This is a genomic window from Natronolimnohabitans sp. A-GB9, from assembly GCF_030848565.1.
Classification (GTDB): domain Archaea; phylum Halobacteriota; class Halobacteria; order Halobacteriales; family Natrialbaceae; genus Natronolimnohabitans.
On sequence record NZ_JAVDDV010000003.1, the window covers coordinates 227,706 to 245,116 of the forward strand.

At 60.8% G+C, this 17,411-nt stretch carries 13 protein-coding genes and 1 pseudogene; 13 read left to right on the top strand and 1 reads right to left on the bottom strand.

Features of this window, described 5'->3' with window-relative positions:
* The first annotated feature begins 288 nt into the window (after window positions 1–288).
* From RBH26_RS06130 to RBH26_RS06170, 9 genes and pseudogenes are all read left to right on the top strand, one after another.
* Window positions 289–609: a hypothetical protein gene (locus tag RBH26_RS06130; RefSeq protein ID WP_306757256.1), complete on the top strand. Its 321-nt coding sequence runs from the start codon at window positions 289–291 to the stop codon at window positions 607–609.
* 188 nt (window positions 610–797) lie between these two features.
* Window positions 798–2,612, top strand: coding sequence for a transposase (locus RBH26_RS06135; protein WP_306757383.1), 1,815 nt, complete (start codon window positions 798–800; stop codon window positions 2,610–2,612).
* Window positions 2,613–3,727: 1,115 nt separating this feature from the next.
* Window positions 3,728–4,033, top strand: a pseudogene (locus RBH26_RS06140) (ATP-binding protein); the annotation flags it as partial.
* Entirely contained in the window at window positions 4,026–4,487 is a 462-nt protein-coding gene (locus RBH26_RS06145; protein ID WP_306757257.1) for a response regulator, read from the top strand. The pseudogene RBH26_RS06140 and the gene RBH26_RS06145, both read left to right, overlap by 8 nt.
* Window positions 4,487–6,181: a bacterio-opsin activator domain-containing protein gene (locus RBH26_RS06150; protein WP_306757258.1), complete on the top strand. Its 1,695-nt coding sequence runs from the start codon at window positions 4,487–4,489 to the stop codon at window positions 6,179–6,181. The genes RBH26_RS06145 and RBH26_RS06150 overlap by 1 nt, the downstream gene beginning before the upstream one ends.
* A 121-nt stretch (window positions 6,182–6,302) precedes the next feature.
* On the top strand, window positions 6,303–6,956 hold the full coding sequence (locus RBH26_RS06155) for a nitrous oxide reductase accessory protein NosL (RefSeq protein WP_306757259.1): 654 nt from the start codon (window positions 6,303–6,305) through the stop codon (window positions 6,954–6,956).
* Window positions 6,957–7,260: 304 nt separating this feature from the next.
* Window positions 7,261–8,112, top strand: a complete 852-nt coding sequence (locus RBH26_RS06160) for a sulfite exporter TauE/SafE family protein (RefSeq protein ID WP_306757260.1) — start codon at window positions 7,261–7,263, stop codon at window positions 8,110–8,112.
* Window positions 8,113–8,249: 137 nt separating this feature from the next.
* A complete protein-coding gene (locus tag RBH26_RS06165; RefSeq protein WP_306757261.1) occupies window positions 8,250–8,849 on the top strand; it encodes a nitrous oxide reductase accessory protein NosL in 600 nt (199 codons plus the stop codon).
* 70 nt (window positions 8,850–8,919) lie between these two features.
* On the top strand, window positions 8,920–10,839 hold the full coding sequence (locus RBH26_RS06170) for a right-handed parallel beta-helix repeat-containing protein (protein WP_306757263.1): 1,920 nt from the start codon (window positions 8,920–8,922) through the stop codon (window positions 10,837–10,839).
* Window positions 10,840–10,855: 16 nt separating this feature from the next.
* Here the strand turns inward: RBH26_RS06170 and RBH26_RS06175 are convergent, their stop codons facing one another.
* Window positions 10,856–11,287 (bottom strand): hypothetical protein, encoded by a 432-nt coding sequence (locus RBH26_RS06175; RefSeq protein WP_306757264.1) that lies wholly within the window; start codon window positions 11,285–11,287, stop codon window positions 10,856–10,858.
* Window positions 11,288–11,522: 235 nt separating this feature from the next.
* Here RBH26_RS06175 and RBH26_RS06180 point away from each other — a divergent pair, with 235 nt between their 5' ends.
* The 4 genes from RBH26_RS06180 (at window position 11,523) to RBH26_RS06195 (ending at window position 17,402) form a co-directional block, all read left to right on the top strand.
* On the top strand, window positions 11,523–13,085 hold the full coding sequence (locus tag RBH26_RS06180; protein WP_306757265.1) for a nitrous oxide reductase accessory protein NosL: 1,563 nt from the start codon (window positions 11,523–11,525) through the stop codon (window positions 13,083–13,085).
* Window positions 13,086–13,435: 350 nt separating this feature from the next.
* Window positions 13,436–15,253, top strand: coding sequence for a nitrous oxide reductase accessory protein NosL (locus RBH26_RS06185; RefSeq protein ID WP_306757266.1), 1,818 nt, complete (start codon window positions 13,436–13,438; stop codon window positions 15,251–15,253).
* Window positions 15,254–15,337: 84 nt separating this feature from the next.
* Window positions 15,338–16,411: a nitrous oxide reductase accessory protein NosL gene (locus RBH26_RS06190; RefSeq protein ID WP_306757267.1), complete on the top strand. Its 1,074-nt coding sequence runs from the start codon at window positions 15,338–15,340 to the stop codon at window positions 16,409–16,411.
* Window positions 16,412–16,466: 55 nt separating this feature from the next.
* Window positions 16,467–17,402 (top strand): nitrous oxide reductase accessory protein NosL, encoded by a 936-nt coding sequence (locus RBH26_RS06195; protein WP_306757268.1) that lies wholly within the window; start codon window positions 16,467–16,469, stop codon window positions 17,400–17,402.
* The last annotated feature ends 9 nt before the right edge of the window (window positions 17,403–17,411 follow it).

The following is a 17,411-nucleotide window of genomic DNA, read 5'->3' on the forward strand; positions in this document are numbered from 1 at the left end:
ATCCGGACGGCTATGCAATGATGGCGTGTTTCTTTGGGTGGCGGAGCTACTGTAATTACGAACCGATCGCTGGCCAGAGAAGGGATTCCGGATGATGTCTGCGACAACTCAGTTAGTGCCGTCAAAACAGTCATCACACTGCTGATGTTCGTTGGCTCACCAGATGCGGGCGTAGACAGTTTTAAAAGGGATCAAACCTTGGACGACTTCGTAACACGCCCAAAACATCATGATGCATAGATCGGATCGGAAAAAGAATATGGTAAAAAGTATTCAGTAAGTATAGCCATGAGTGACTTAGATATATATGTATACGATGCTGCAAGATCAATAGGATTGATTATATTAGTTATTTTAGCATCATTACTGGTTGATTCATTGAATCCTCTACCAGTCTACATCGCTATAATATTAACAGCTGTATTATTCCCTATCAGAAGAGTGGCATCAAAATACCTATACTGGATTATGGGGATTGGTGTATTTGCCACTGGAACATTTTATTATTTATTTGACGGTTCAATGTTAGCCATGATTGTATTTGGTGCGGTTTCAGCAATTTTATTTATGATCCCTAAAGCAGTTAATAAACAGTTCGAAATTATATAGGGAAGGCACATAATTCCTGAGTAGTGACAGCACGCGCGGGACAGGCCCCGACGGGGTCACGGTGGGAGCGCCTCGGTCCGGCGAGGCGTCTCGACAGCGCGGGCTACGAATCCACACCGAAAGACTACAAAGTAGAAGGCCTCTACGGCGCAGACACCGGCGAGGTTGTCGAAGCGCGGTCCTTCGACATGACTTTTCGGGAGATGGTTGACGGGGCTCTCAGTAGTTACCCGTACCAGCAACAGATCCGGCACGACCGCTCTGTCTCACTGGAAGATCTCGTTACAGAGGTGCCTACGTGCTACCTCCGCTTCTACGACACCTACGACCACAAACAGGGGGACCCAAAGCCGTGGGAAGCTGTCTTCCGGGCGCACGTTCTTCGGTGTGTGAAAGGCTGGAAGAACGAAACGAAGCTCTGGAAGTACCTCAAGCAGCAGCCGTTCCTCTGTACGCAGCTAGGATTCGAAGACATCCCGGACCAGTCAACACTCTGGCGAGCATGGGAGGACCGCCTCGTTGAGGTACAGGAGGCTGTTCGGGACGCCGCCGAGGTCGTCGTGGACATCGCTCGCTACCACGACATTCCTGCACCGGAGCCGGAGTTCCTGCCAAACCAGCCAACCGATACGGTCACGAAATCGAAGAGCAAAGACACGCTCGCGCGGGAGAAAGCCCGTGAGGTCTGGAAGGGCGCGAAGCCGATCGTCGAAGACTGCTTTTACCCTGATCGCGGCGACAACTCCTCAATTCCTGAAGGCGCGTTCTGGGAACAGCAGTCTTACCTCGGGATGCGAACCGACATGCATCCGAATGACGGCGCACAGTCGTTCGCGGAGGACACGACCCGAGATCGGACGCCGTCGGGGGACTCGCACCGACTCCAGACGAAGCGGCTTGGTATCGATCGCACGCGAACGATGCTTCGAGAGAGCGCTCGAACGCTCGTTGCACGCGCAAAATCGAGAGATCAGATGGGGCGCAAGCAGATGGCTGCTATCGACATTACGAAAGGCAATCCGTGGAGCGGCGAGGTTACCCGCAACAGTAGCGGTCGGAACCAAGAGCCGTGGATTCTCGGGTACAAGGGTGATGATGGACCGTTCTTCCAGTGGGCAGTCATCAAACTCGTCGGCCATGATGTGCCGCTGATCCTCGATGCGATCCCAGTCGAACGTGGCCGTAAGCGAGCTGACCTCGTGGACGACCTCCTCGAAGGTGCAACCGACGTCGCGCCGGGACTGGACCTCGTGATGATGGATCGGGAGTTCGCCAATGACGGCGTCAAAGACGCCTGCGAGAAGCATGACGTTTACTACCTGAACCCTGCCGTCGTCCGGTCCAGCAGCGACCACGAACACCAGATCGCCAAGCTCGCCAGTGAGGACAAGGATTTCGACGTCGTCAAGCAGGAACGGCTGGACGATGGTCCGACGCGGAAGGCTGTCTACCTCCCGAAGCGCGAGTGGGGACGCGAAGAAGAGGATGGCGACGGCCCGGAGGTGACTATCCGTCAGGAGTTGCTCGATGAGTTCTCCGACGTGGGTAATACGACACCGCTGTCGAAGGACCGCGACGCCGACTCGCCACTCGGCAATCTTCTCGATGAGGTCCGGGAGGAAGAGGAGATCGACGAGCCGGCGCGGGTCGAAGCGCCGACGGTCCCCTTCGAGACGAACCTCCCGTGGGTGGACGTCGAACCCGAGGACGAACGGGAGATGAAACACCAGATCGGGCGGCTGATGTCCCGATACAAGCGTCGCTGGGGCATCGAAAACGGGTTCAAGAAACTGAAGACCTTCCTCGCGGAGACCCAGTCGCCGGACCACCGGTTCCGGTACTTCAACTTCGCGTTCGCCTGTGTGCTGTACAACTGCTGGCGACTCGTGGACATCCTCGTGCAGCTCGAACTGGACGGTGAGGTCAGCGACGGACCGGCGATCTCGGCGAACTCGTTCCTGACGTTCGCCAAGAAGAGCTACGGTCTCGACCCTCCCGACTAACCCCATGTTTCCTCTGGGCTTGCTCGGTCGGTAGTGGCGACGCTACCCTGAAATCGCTTTTCTCCGGTAGTTTATGATAGGAAGTCGGTAGTTTTCTCAGAACTGTTCCTTCAGACTTTGATGTCGACTTTTTTCACATCCCTGACCCGTGGAACCTGTACATCATAGTGCCATCTTCGGAACATCAGGGAGTCCGATTCAGTATCGTAAAATGTAGTTTATCACGTCCGATTACCGGCTGTGGCCTTTGCCTGAACCGAATGCCGAGACCGGCGGCGGGAACGGCTCGGCCCAGAAGCCGGACTGATTGCGTTGCCCTAGTCGGGGATTCGTTGCCACCGTCGCGTCTTGGCTCGAGTCGTATTCGGTCACGCATCGAAACACGGCCCAGGTCCCACGGGAACGATCCCGGTGCCGACGAATACCTATCGAGATTCGCCATTCTTCGCATATACTGTCAGACAGCACGAGTCGACGACCGGTCGTGTTACTGGGACCGTCCAGAGGGAGACGGCCGCGATGTCGCGACCGACAGCTCACTGACTGCTGCCAGATAGTATTCGGTAGGCTCGGTCGGAGCCGATCACCGATCGCCCCGTCTCGGCGTGCACACTGCCTGGTCGGCCTGTCCACGCAGCCATCGGGCGAACGGGTTCGCAGTGCCTGTCATACGGATCGCTGTAACTATTTACCGCCGATCGCCAGATCCGGGGTCGGCGATCGGCGGTAATTGACTACAGCAGTCCGTATCAGTGATTCTATCGGGTCGTTCGATAGGATGAGCGACAGGGATACGAATCGGGTCGAAACAATTGATAAATCATATAGTGCGATATAGAACGTCTAGGCGTGGCGAACGCGTCACAGAGAGCGAGTTGGAACGCCGCAGAAAACCGGATTTCGGATACGAAACGATGTCGTCGGGCACTATATTTATACACGGCAGTCGATGATGGGACATGCTGATCCGCCTTCCGGGCGGCTCCGATCTCGTATCCGACAACAGGAGGTCGCCACCGAACTCGGCCAGCGCGCCCTCGAGTCGTCCACTCTCGACGCGTTGATTTCGTCGGAGCGTCGCCAACGTCGTCGGCGATCCGCCCGACCAAGCCTCACGTATATCCGTCTCCGCGGCGAAAGGCGGACAAGCGTGGCGTCTCTCAGTTCGCGATCAGGGGATCGGATTCGATCCAGCGGAGTCAGAACGAATCGTCCAGATGTTCGATCGTTTGCACAGCATCGACGAGTACGACGGTACCGGGATCGGGCTCGCGCTCTGTCAGCGTCTCGTCGACCGACACGACGGCGAGATCACCGTCGAGTCGACGCCGGGGGAGGGTTCGACGGTTACGGTGACGCTTCCGGCATCCGACGAGACAGCTGGATCTCACAACGACGCCAGCGACCCTAGCAATGAGTAACTCGAGACCGTTTCGACCGGAACCAGCACAGATCCTGTTAGTCGAGGACAATCCCGGCGACGTCCGACTGACCAAAGAGGCGTTCAAACAGGGGCGCATCGAGAACGATCTCCACGTCGTCTCCGACGGCAACGAGGCACTGGCGTTTCTCTACCAGCGCGGCGAGTACGAGGACGCCCCGCGGCCGGATCTCATCCTGCTCGATCTCAACCTGCCTCGGAAGGACGGCGAGGACGTCCTCGAGGAACTGAAGGGCGATTCGGAGCTGCGTTCGATTCCGGTCATCGTCCTGACGAGTTCCCGGGCCGAGGAAGACGTCGTCAAGTCCTACGAGCTACACGCCAACGCCTATCTCACGAAGCCGGTCGATCCGGACGATTTCATCGAGACCGTTCGTGCCTTCGAGAAGTTCTGGTTCTCGGTCGTTCGCCTTCCACCGGAGGACGAGCAATAATGAGCGGGATAGACACGCACTCCGACACCGAGGATACTGAAGACGACACCGACGACTTAGAGATCGTCCTGATCGAGGACAATCCGGGCGACGCGCGGCTCATCCAGGAGATGCTTCGGGATACCGAAGAGCTCGCCCAGCGTGTCAGTCCGGACGAATCGGCCGGCAGAACTCCCGAGATTACCCGCGAAAACCGCCTCGAGGACGGGCTCGAAACGCTCGAGGAGATACCGACCGACGTCGTCTTGCTTGACCTGAACTTACCAGACAGCGACGGACTCGAGACTCTGGAGACGGTCCACGCCGAGAGCGACGAGACGCCGATCGTCGTCTTGACCGGCGTCCGCGACCAGCAGGTCGGTGTCCAAGCGATCCAGCGGGGCGCACAGGATTTCCTCGTCAAAGACGAGGTGACAAGCGAGTTGCTCGTCCGAACGATCCATCACGCGATCGAGCGTGCGCGACAGGAACACGAACGACGACGCCAGCGCGAGCAACTCGAGGCGCTCAATCGCCTCAACCGGATCGGCCACGACATCACACACGCGGTGATCACGACCGAAACCCGAGCGGACTTAGAACAGCAGGTCTGTGAACGCCTCGCCGCATCCGACGCCTACCGGTTCGCGTGGATCGGTGGCGTCAATCCCGGAAGCGATCGCGTCGTCCCGAAAGCAGCCGCCGGTGTCGAGGAGGGATACCTCGATACCGTCGAGGTCAGTGCCGACGAGGACGACGAAACCGGACGCGGGCCGTCCGGGACTGCTATTCGGACCGGACAGGTCCAGGTCGCAAACGACGTCCAGGACACCCCCGAGTTCGAACCGTGGCGCGAGGAAGCCCTCGAGCGAGGGTACCACTCCTCGGCGGCGATCCCGATCGTCCACGAGGATCTCGTCTACGGCGTGTTGAACATCTACTCCGAGTCCCCGAGGGCCTTCGAGGGACCGGAGAGGACGATTCTCGCCCGGATCGGCGACGTCATCGCCCACGCGATCACGGCCATCGAGCGCAAGGACGCGCTCGTCAGCGACGCCGTCATCGAACTCGAGTTCCGCGTCGACGACCTCGCTCAGCCGTTGATCGGTCTCTCGACCGAGGAGGAGTGTACGATCGAGTTCGAGCAACTGATCCGCGGCGACGAGACGCTGCTCGCCTACGGATCGGCGACTGGTGTCGACCAAGAGACGTTCAGCGAGGCGATCTCCGAGACGGACGGGTTCGGCGACGTTCGCTTCCTGGCGGTCAGACGGGACACCTTCGAGTTCGAACTGGTAGCGCCGGCAGCCGTCTCCCTGTTCGAGACGATCGCGACCCACGGTGGCCGGGTCCAATCCGCGACCATCGAGGACGGTGAGTTCCGCTTCGTCGTCGAACTCCCCCGCGGACGGGACACCCGCCAGATGATCGAACTCATCAAGGAACAACGCGACGACGTCACCTATCTCGCCCAGCGCACTCGCGAACGCAGCGGTCGGGACGACTCGAGTTCGACGTCGGTCCTCGAGGAAGAACTCACCGAAAAACAGCGCGCCGCACTCGAGACGGCCTACTTCGCGGGGTACTTCGACTGGCCGCGGGAAAGCACTGGCGAGGAAATCTCCGATCGACTGGGGATCGCACCGGCGACGTTCAACCAGCACCTCCGAACTGCCGAACGGAAGTTCTTCGATTCGGTCCTCGGCGAACAGTAATACTGTCGGATGGAACGATTCTCGATAGCGGCACGAAGAACACCTGTCACTGGTTCGATATTCGAACTCGTTCGAGAGGGGTACCAGATACGATTTATCCGTTTGGTTCGTTGGTAGGCGTATGAGGAAGTCATTCGACTCGGTGTACCACCGACGAGCAATTCTGGGATCGATCGGAGCGGGAGCCGCAGTTGGCCTTGCCGGCTGTCTCGGTGGCGACGACGAGAACGGTGAGGAAAACGGCGATGAAAATGGCGATGAAAACGGTGAAGAGAACGGTGAAGAGAACGGCGACGAAAACGGCGACGAAAACGGCGAGGAGACAGCGTCGCTCGAGGAACCGGCTGAATTCCCGGAGGGACGTGACTGTGCGGTCTGTAGCATGGAAGCGGGCGACTACCCCGACTGGAACGCCCAGCTCGTCCACGAGGACGAACACCGCGAGTTCTTCTGCTCGGCAGGCTGTATGGCGGCGTACTACGCCGCACCGGAGGAGTTCGACGGGTCCGATGCAGCGGTCGAAGGCGTCTGGGTCACCGATTTCGAAACGGGAGAGTTGATCGACGGGACGGAGGCGTACTACGTCCGGGTAACCGATCCGGACCACGTCGACGACATCATGATGCGCAACCCCACGCCGTTCGCTGAGCGGTCCGATGCCGAAGCGTTCGTCGACGAGTTCGACGAGTACGACGACGAGGACATCATCACACTCGAGGACTTCGACCGCGACCTCGCCGAACTGTACCGCAGTCGGTTCTTCGAGGAAGACTGAGACGGGTTGCGTAACTGTTGCAGTAACTCGCTTCCAGGACGGCCGCGGCCCGGTCGCGGCCCTGTCGCACTGACAAACCGCAGTCCGTCTGAGATGGACCCCCTGGCCGATCTCTCGATTGCCTGACCCGACACCGGATTGTGGATTCGTCGACACTGGCCGACAGCAGACCTCCAGTGTTCCTCGACCGGGCTGTCTCGTTGCATCGAACGATCACGGCACTCGAGAATTGCACCAGACGCTACTTTCGTGTGCAATTCTTACGGTCGACCATCGCCCCTCACATCGATTTCGAACGATAGCAATGACGATACCTCTGTCTTCGCCGGCTCTCGACTCCGTGCTGCTCGAACAGTGTTATGACCCGTCGCTCGATCCAGCGGTGATGGAACCGGTGAGTCTCGTCGTCTTCGGGCTGATCGGACTGTTGGGTGGGGCTCACTGTCTCGGAATGTGTGGCCCGCTCGTGACGACGTACTCGGATCGAATGCGCCAGCAAAACGACGGCTCGACGCGACGCAACGAGTTGAGCCTCGGTATGGTCCGCCAGCACGCGCTGTTTAACCTCGGCCGAGCGGGAAGTTACGCGCTTCTCGGTGGGCTGTTCGGCTTTGTGGGCTCGCTCGTGTTCGTCACGTCACAGTCGGTGACGGCCGTCATGACCGACGTACACGCGATCGCCGGGATCGGCGTCGGCCTCGCAATCATCGTGATGGGACTGTCCTATCTGTCCGGCCGCGGCTTACTCGGCGGGTCGGTCACGATCCCCGTCCTCGAGTCGGCGCTCAGTCACATCCAACAGCGGCTGCTCCGAAACGTCGACAACTGGGTCGGCAACAGCAAGATCGTCGGACTCGGCGCAGCCCACGGGCTGTTACCCTGTCCGCTGCTCTATCCGGCGTTTCTGTACGCGTTCGTCCAGGGATCGGCACTCGAAGGGTTCCTCGCGTTGGGCATTCTCGGTCTCGGAACCGTCCCGTCGTTGTTCATCTACGGGACGCTCTTCCAGTCGCTCAGCGTCGAGACGCGAGCGAAACTCCACCGCGTCCTCGGCGTCGCCTTCCTCCTCCTGGGGTACATCCCGCTCCAGCACGGACTGGCGACGCTCGGGATCCACTTGCCTCCGATCCCGCTGCCACACTACCAGCCGCTTTGATCTCGGTGGCTCACGTTCCGTTTGGCCGTTTATGATCCGTTTCCCACTATTCGTTCGTATCTATCGAATATTGAACTAATTTCGCTAATCATACCATACTTTATTTGTTATCTGGATTATGACTTTCCGATATGTCGGTGGAACACCAAAAAGATCCGGAGCTAGATCCACGATGGGCGACACGACGGTCGATGCTCGCCGGTGTCGGTACGACCTGTGCGATGGCACTGGCGGGCTGTCTCGGAAGTGACGACGGGCTTCCGGAGCCGATCGCGATCGAAGACGATCACAACTGCCCGCTGTGTAATATGGTCGTCGTCAACCATCCGGGCCCGGCCGGCCACGCGTATTTTCCCGACGACGCGGACGTCCGAGAACAGGACGGCGTCGTTCCGTACTGTGCGAGTACGTGCGCCTACGAACACTACTTCGAGCAGAAGGAACTCGACGAGGAACCGACCGTGATCTACTTGACCGACTACTCGAGGGTCGACTGGGACGTGTACGAAGAAGACGAGTCGAAGTTTATCACGGCACATCTCGAGGCCGACGACCACACCGATGCGCGTGAACTCACGTACGTTGTCGACAGCGAGGTGCTGGGAGCGATGGGCGAGTCGATAATCGGCTTTTCGGACCCCGACGATGCCGATGCCTTCGCCGACGAGTACGGCGGTGAGATTCACGATCACGATTCACTCAATCGAGAGCTGGTCGAGAGCCTCGGATTCGTATGATCGGGGCGGCACCGAGACGACGTCCCCGGCACCGACCACTGGGTGACGACGCCAACGAGGTCAATACAGCATGCGCACCTACTACACGACTGTTCTGGTAGCGATCACGATCGTCGCCGTCCTCTGTGGTGTCGGTCTGTTTGCCGTCGACACTGGCTCGACGGCACCCGAACCGGTGTCGTTCAACGAGACGGTTTCGATGGGCGTCGACTTCGACGACGACCTCGAGGATGCCGACGCCGTCGACCTGCCGAAAACGCAGGTGTTTTACTCCCAGTACGAGTTCGTCGTCGGCTACCACGGCGTCGAACGGTTCGTCCACGCACGGGAGCAAGCCGGCCACCAACAGCGGTTCGGCTACCCACTTGCAGTGTACGTAACCGACTTCAGCGACACGGACGTCGAGCTGACCGAAGAGGGGTATCCGACCGCGAACGAACCGACCGGCTGGACCGATGCCGAGTCGGCCGCGTTCGTCGTCGACAGTGACGCTCGAAATCCTGCCGGTGAGACGGTCGTACCGTTCGCAGATCGCGACGATGCTGAGGCGTTTACTGCCGAGTACGGCGGCACCGTCCTCACCTGGGATGAACTCGTGGAGCGTGAGTTCTCCTTCGACGACGCGGCGGCTGTCAAAGACCGCGTCGACGACCGACTCCGAGACGGGGACGCGCTCGTCGACGACCGACGGACGATGCTCGATCGTCCCGAAGAGACCGTCGTCGACGACGGCGAGACGGTTCAGGAAGCGATAGACGATGCACCGTCGAATACGACCGTCGTCGTCCCGGAGGGGACCTACGAAGAGACAGTCGAGATCGACCGACCGATCACCCTCTCCGGCGAGGGAGCCGTCACGCTCGATGGCGGTGGTGACGGCACGGTCGTCGAGATCGGCGCCGACGAGGCAGCCGTTCGAAACGTCGATATCACCGGCGTTGGAAACACGACCCGTCCCGAAGAGCAAGAGACCGTCAGCGACACGGATAGTGGTGATACCGTCCTCGAGATGGCCTACGCAGGCGGTGACGCCGGAGTCAGGATCGACGGTGCCGAACGGGCACTGGTCGAAAACGTGACGATCGAGACGCCGGCAAACGGTGTTATGCTCCGTGATAGCCCCGAGTCGGTGGTCCGGAACGTCTCAGTCGACGGTGGCGACGACTGGGGCGATGCGTACATGGGCGTCATGTCGATGCGATCCGGCGACGGCGTCATCGAGGACTCGACGTTCCGGGACGGCCGTGATGGGATCTACACCCATCGCTCGGACGGACTCGTCTTCCGAAACAACACTCTCGAGCGAAACCGAATCGGCGTCCACCTGATGTATACTGCCCAGACCGTCATCGCCGACAACGAAGTGCTGAACGCGGAGGCGACGGGAGTTCACGTGATGACGAATCCCCACGGGAACGCGGTCGTGGGCAACGAGATTCGAAACAGTCCGGACGGACTACGAACCGAGGGCTGGAACTCCTACGTCGCCGATAACGTCGTCGTCGACAACGGGCTCGGGATGACGACTGAAGCTGGCAACTCGATCTACGAGGGCAACGTCGTGGCCGGCAACGACGTCGGGATCCAGGCGAGTCACATTCTCCCGACCAACCGCGTCATCGGCAACGATTTCGTCGACAACGACCGCCATGCAACCGCGCGGGCGGGCACGCTCCGGATCTGGACGCGAAACGATGCGGGGAACTACTGGCACGGCGCGATCGGCGACGCCGACGGCGACGTCCTCGAGCGTCCGTACTCGCCGACCGAGGACGTCGACGGTTCCCTCCATCGCACCGACGGTGCCTCCTCACTCGCTCGTTCGCCACTCCACGGCGCATTGACCGATCTCGCGGGCACTGTCTCCGGGATGCGCGATGCGAGCATCGTCGATACGGCGCCCCGCTGTGAGCCGGCGAACCCGGAGCAGTTCGACGCGATCGAGTGGAACCCACCTGAACGCGACTGTGGGCCGATCGCGCCGGCGTAGCGTTCGCACGACGTCGCTACGACTCCGGCGCTGTCGTGCCCTCGACGGAGAGTTCTCGCTCGACGGCGCTGTGTACGTCCGGTCCCTCGAGGCCGACGGTGACCGTGTCGGTGACGACGCCAGTTCGTACGTCGGTGAGTGTTATCTCTACGGTAACCGGATCCGCGAGTGAAAACGGCGGCGCCGGATCGAACGTGAACGCGCCGGCCTCGAGCGTCGCCACTGTCGCGTCTTCGAGTTGGGTATCGATCGTCAGCGTCGCCTCCGATTCGGCGACCGGCTCCCACAGTACGTCCCCCTCGAGGACGAGATACGACTCGTCATCGGACGTCTCGACCTCGACGTGGTGACCGACGCCCGCTCGCGAGACGGCGTCGGCCCCAACCACCAGCGCAGTTGACGATCCGGCCGCGAGCGTCCCGAACAGGCGGCGGCGTGTCAGATCCATCGTTTTCGAGTGACCGTTCGCGGTAGCTATGCCGATTCTGGTTCGACGGTCGAACGGTCGTTCGAGATCTATCCGCAATTTCTACAAGTAAACCAGTCCATTCTACGAATGCACCACAATTTGTTAATGAAAACAGTTCAACCAAGAGACTATAGCATGCCGATACGAGGTGCCCAGCCGACGACCACGTACCGACGGCCAGAGAACTGCGGGTGCGCGGACGGAAGAAGGTAGCATGGACCGACGGAAGTTCCTGCTGGGTTCGACGGCTGCCGGCGCCGGACTGCTGTTCGGATCGGGCGCGTTTAGCGCGGCTGGTGTCGGCCACGACGTCTCGATCGAGACGGGAAACGGGTACCTACACGTCGAGCCGAACCCCGACTACGAGGGGAACGCGGTCTCGTACGTCGACGACTCGGACGATCCGCTCGAGCTCACTATCGACGACCTCGCCGAACACGGCTGGGTCCGGTTCGACGACTTGCTTTTGCTCACGAACACGGGGACACAGCCCGTCAGCGTCTACGTCGAGGACCAGGACTGGCTCGGCGACGACACGGACGCCGTCCTCGATTACCGTCTCGAGGACCGTTCGATCGTCGGTGAAGAAAACGCCGTCGAACTCGACGGGGTGGGAGGGGAGGGAAACAGCGTGACGATCACGATCCGGGCTGATGCGACCGACCACGACGACCTCGAGCACGCGCTTCCGGAACCCGAAGACGGCGAAGATCACACAGTGATGTTCGTCGCCGAGATCGTCTCCAACGTCGCTGACGGCGAGTCGATCGGTCTCGACCTCGAGGCGACCGAGACGATCACTCCCCGCGAGATCGCCGAGGTCACAGCAACGGTCTACAATCGTGACAACACCCCTCGCTCGGGTATCGTGGCTCTCGACCTCGAAGAGCACGTTCATCCCGGGGAGGGACTGGATCTCGACCTCGAAGCCGACGTCGGCAACGTTCCGGAGATAGACTTGACGGGTGAAGACGGTGACGTGGCGTATAGCTATCTCGATCGTGGCGACTATCCACAGGGTCTTCGCTCCTCGGAGGTGACCGTCGACGCGGTCGAACGTGAAACTGTCTCGTTCGAGATTCCTGTTGCATACCGAAACCTCGAGATCGGAGACCTGCAGTTAGACGAGAACCGTCTCGAGATCACGGCGGAGTTCGGTGAGGAGACCGTCACTGAGGAAGAGACCGTCATTATCGAGGACTCGACGACGGAGTGGTTCCAGCCGGACAATGGAAAGCAATGTCCTGTCTGCAACATGGCGACGGAGATGTACAACGGGTGGCACGCGATGGTTACCCACGGCGACGGAAGCCGAATCGAGTTCTGTTCGATCGGCTGTGCCGTCGCCTACTGGGTGTATCCGGTCCACTTCGCCGAGGAGGTCTCCGACCGTTCGACGACGTACTACGGAATCCACCCGGGTACGGACTCCGAGGACCTCGTGACGATGTGGGCGCCCGACTTCACCGACATGGACCCAAGTGACGGACTGAGCTGGGGTGACGACCCTCATCCCGGCTACAAGCGGTTCATCGATATGCGTGAGGGGTATTTCGTCCTCGACGACGAGACTGCGACGAAGTACTGGACGCCGATGGGTGGCGGCAGTCCAGTCTGTTTCGCCGCGTACGACGACGCGCTCGCGTACGTCGATGGCAGTCTCGAGACCTTGCCCGACGACGTCGACGTGAGCAACGTCACCGAGGACGACATCGTCACCCTCGACGATTTCGACCACGACATCGCAACGACGTATCGAGGTCGGTTCGTTCCCTGACCGTCAGTGCGCACCTGGTCGACCGCAGGGAGCGCGGGTCGAGACACCCACCGGAGCGCCCCGCGAACTGGCGAGGGGGGACCGACGTGACCCGCGAGCCCGGCGATCGGTGTGGGAACAGGTTCAGTTGGCAGTATAGATCCCATCGAGCGGTTCGATGGTTCTACAAGTAGTTGTACTACCAAAAAATAATATATTAACACAAAATATACTTTCTAGAACCATACCAGAAGTTGTTAATTAATACAGTTCAGAAATACAACTGGACATGATGGTCCAAACACACCCACGGGAACGGTGGGATCGGGACGTACCGACACGCGACTGCGGGACGAACAGGGTGACTCCGCATGGAACGGCGTAACTTTTTGCTCGGGTCGACGGCTGCCGGCGCGGGAATCCTGTTCGGAACGGGGGCGTTCAGCGCGGCTGGTGTCAGCCACGGCGTCTCGATCGAGACGGGAGACGGATACCTTCACGTCGATCCCAATCCCGACTACGAGGGGAACGCGGGCACGTACGTCGACGACTCGGATGGTCCGCTCGAGCTCACCATCGACGACCTCGGTGAACACGGCTGGGTCCGGTTCGACGATTTGCTCCGTGTGACGAACACAGGAACACAGCCGGTCAGCGTCTACGTCGAACCCCAAGACTGGCTGGGTGACGATGCCGACGCCGTCCTCGATTATCGGTACGACGGCGACTCGATCGTCGGCGAAGACAATGATGTCGAGATCGAAGACGTTCGCGGTGACAACAGCCTGGCAGTCACGGTCCGTGCCGACGCGACTGGTCACGACGACCTCGAGGACGTCCTCCCGGACACGGACGCGGACGCAGGGTCACACACCGTCACGTTCGTCGCCGAGGCAGAAGAGCCAAGCGGCGGTGGTCTCCGACTCGAGACGACGATCCCAGGGCAGGTCGAACTGGACGAGGAGGCGACTCTCGAGGTCGAACTCGAAAACCTGGGCAACGAAGCGGACGAGTCGGCGGTCACCGTCACCATCGACGACGAGACGGAGTACGACGAAGACGTAACTGTCGATGCCGATGCCACGTGGACGGGGTCGTTCGAGTTCGACACAGGCGAGGAGGGGACGGTCGACTGGAAGGTCGAAACCGACGCGGACGACGCAAGCGGCACGCTCGAGATCAAAGGGGAGATCGAAGAGTTGGTCGACGTCGAGGTCACCGACACGATCACCCCACGCGAGGTCGCGGAGGTCACGGCGACGGTCACAAACGACGCCGACGAACAGCGTTCGGGGACCGTCACCCTCGACGTCGACCAGCGACTCCACCCCGGCGACGGGCTGGACGTCGACCTCGAGGCCGACGTCGATTCGTACCCGGAACAGAGCTACGCGGCGGGCGATCCGGACTACCACTACATCGATCGCGGCGAGTACCCACAGGACCTCCTCGAACAGGACGTCACCGTCGACGCCGGCGACAGCGAGACGGTGACCTTCGACGTGCCGGCAGCCTACAAGAACCTCGAGTTGGGCGATCTCAAACTCAAAGAGAACGACCTCGAGGTGACGGTCGATCTCGACGGTGAAACGGATCGCGACGATGACACCCTGACGATCGAGGACGCGACGGTCGAGTTCTTCCAGCCCGACGACGACAAGTGGTGTCCGGTCTGTAACATGGCGACCGAACAGTACGAGGCCTGGCACGCGATTATCTCCCACGAGGACGGGAGCCGCCCCGAGTTCTGTTCGACGGGTTGTGCCGTCCAGTACTGGGTCAAACCCGGCTGGTTCTTCGAGAACATGCGAGACGACACGTACCGTGGCATGACCCCGGCCACCGAAGAAGACTTGGTGACGATGTGGGCGCCCGACTTCACCGACGTCTCGGGTGAGGACTTGGACGAACATCCGGGCTACGAGGCGTTCATCGACCTGCGGGATGGCTACATCGTCCTCGACGGCGACACCGTCTCGAAGTTTTCGACGCCGATGGGTGGCGGCAGCCCGGTCTGTTTCGCGGACTACGACGACGCGGTCGACTACGTCAACGGCGACCTCGAGAACCTGCCCGAGGACGTCGACATGAGCAACGTCACCGAGGACGACATCGTCACGCTCGAGGAGTTAGACGAGGACAACACTGCAGTCTACGACGGCTCCGGTCGGATCACGTGGCGGGGGTGACCTCGCGCAGACGTGGCTGCCCGACTCGACGGCCCGGTGTCGTCGATCGGGCGAGTACCTGGAAAATAACGTATTTGATGTGATATGAACCGACGAACGTTCATTCGCGACAGCAGTATCGTCTTCACGCTCGCGATTACGGCCGGCTGCCTCGAGAATGACTCGACGACGGCACTCGAAGAGGACGCAGTGGCGGTCGCCGTCGAGACACCCGATACGATCACCCCACGCGAGGTCGCGGAGGTCACGGCGACGATCACCAACGATGCCGACGAGCAGTTCTCCGGGACCGTCGGACTCGAGGTCGAGCGGGTCGATCCGGACGTCGATCCCGACGCGTTTCCCGATCGGGACTTCGAGGCGGGCGATCCGGATCGCTTCGGACTCGTCCTCGAGTATCCCGACGACCCGTTCCAGCGAGACGTCACCGTCGATGCCGGCGACAGCGAGGACGTCGTCTTCGAGGTCCCGGCCGCGTACAAGAACCTCGAGTTGGGCGGCCTGACGCTCGAAGAGAACACGCTCGAGGTCGCGGTCGACGCTGGTGGCGAGACCCGCTCGGACGAGGCCGAGTTCACCGTCGAGGATGCGGCGGTCGAATGGTTCCAGCCCGACGGCGACAAGTGGTGTCCGGTCTGTAACATGGCGACCGAACAGTACGAGGCCTGGCACGCGATGGTGACGCATGCCGATGGCAGTCGTCCCGAGTTCTGCTCGACGGGCTGTGCCGTCCAGTACTGGGTCAACCCGGGCTGGTACATCGACTACAACGAGGACGACAGCACGTACCGCGGGATGCACCCCGGAACCGACCCGGACGATCTGGTGACGATGTGGGCACCGGACTTCACCGACGTTTCGGGGGCGCAACTGGACCAGCATCCGGGATACGAGGCGTTTATCGACATGCGCGACGGCTATTTCGTCCTCGACGACGACACCGTCTCGAAGTTTTCGACGCCGATGGGTGGTGGCAGCCCCGTCTGTTTTGCCGACTACGACGACGCCCTCGCCTACGTCGACGGCGACCTCGAGAACCTGCCCGACGACGTCGATATGGACAACGTCAGCGAGGACGATATCGTCGAACTCGAGGGACTCACCCAAGCGAACGTCGCGGTCTACGATGGAATGGGGAGGTTTTCGTGGCGCGACTGACGGCAGTAGACGACGGTGTAGACGGCAAACTGACGATCGATAGAGTACGAAAGACATGAACAGGCGAGCGTTCATCACGAGCAGTGGGATCGCACTCGCGGTCGCCGTTTCCGGCTGTCTCGGGGATATCGAGGGGAGCATCGCGGTCGACGAACAGCCGGACGGAGTGACCGTTCGGGACGAGATCGACTTTACCGTCACCGTAGCAAACGACGACGAAAGCGATCACGAGGTAGACGTTACGGCCGACGTAAGCGGAGAGCAGCGAACTGAGTCGGTCGCCGTCCCCGCCGAAGACAGCGAAACGGTCACCGTCACCGTTCCGACCGGCTATGAGGAGGTCGAGACCGGCGGGATCAGCTTCGGCGAAAACGAGTGGACCGTCGAGGCCGACTCGATTCAGGGGGCGGAGAGCGGAACGCTCTCGGTGGCCGACGCAGTGGTTGAGTGGTATCAGCCGGACAGCGAGAAGGTCTGTCCCGTCTGTAACATGTTGACCGAGGAGTACGAACCCTGGGCCGCCCAGGGGACTCACTCGGATGGCAGTCGAATCGAGTTCTGTTCGATCGGCTGTGCCGTCGAGTACTGGATCACGCCCCGCTACGCGTCGAACGAGTACGATGGGAAACACGAGGAGACAGTCGAGGACGAACTGGTGACGATCTGGGCTCCCGACTTCACCGACGTCGACCTCGATCCGGGCGACGGGAGTTCGGCGGCTCATCCAGGCTGGGAGAAGTACATCGACATGCGCGACGGCTACTTCGTCCTCGACAGCCAGACGTTCCAGAAGTTTACGACACCGATGCCGGGCGGAAGCCCGACCTGCTTTGCCGATTACGACGACGCCCTCGCCTACGTCGACGGCGACCTCGAGAACCTGCCCGACGACGTCGATATGGACAACGTCAGCGAGGACGACATCGTCGAACTCGAGGGGCTTGCAGCGGCCGATGCGGGCTCACTGTACCGATCGAGGTACCAGCCATGAGCGTCGACG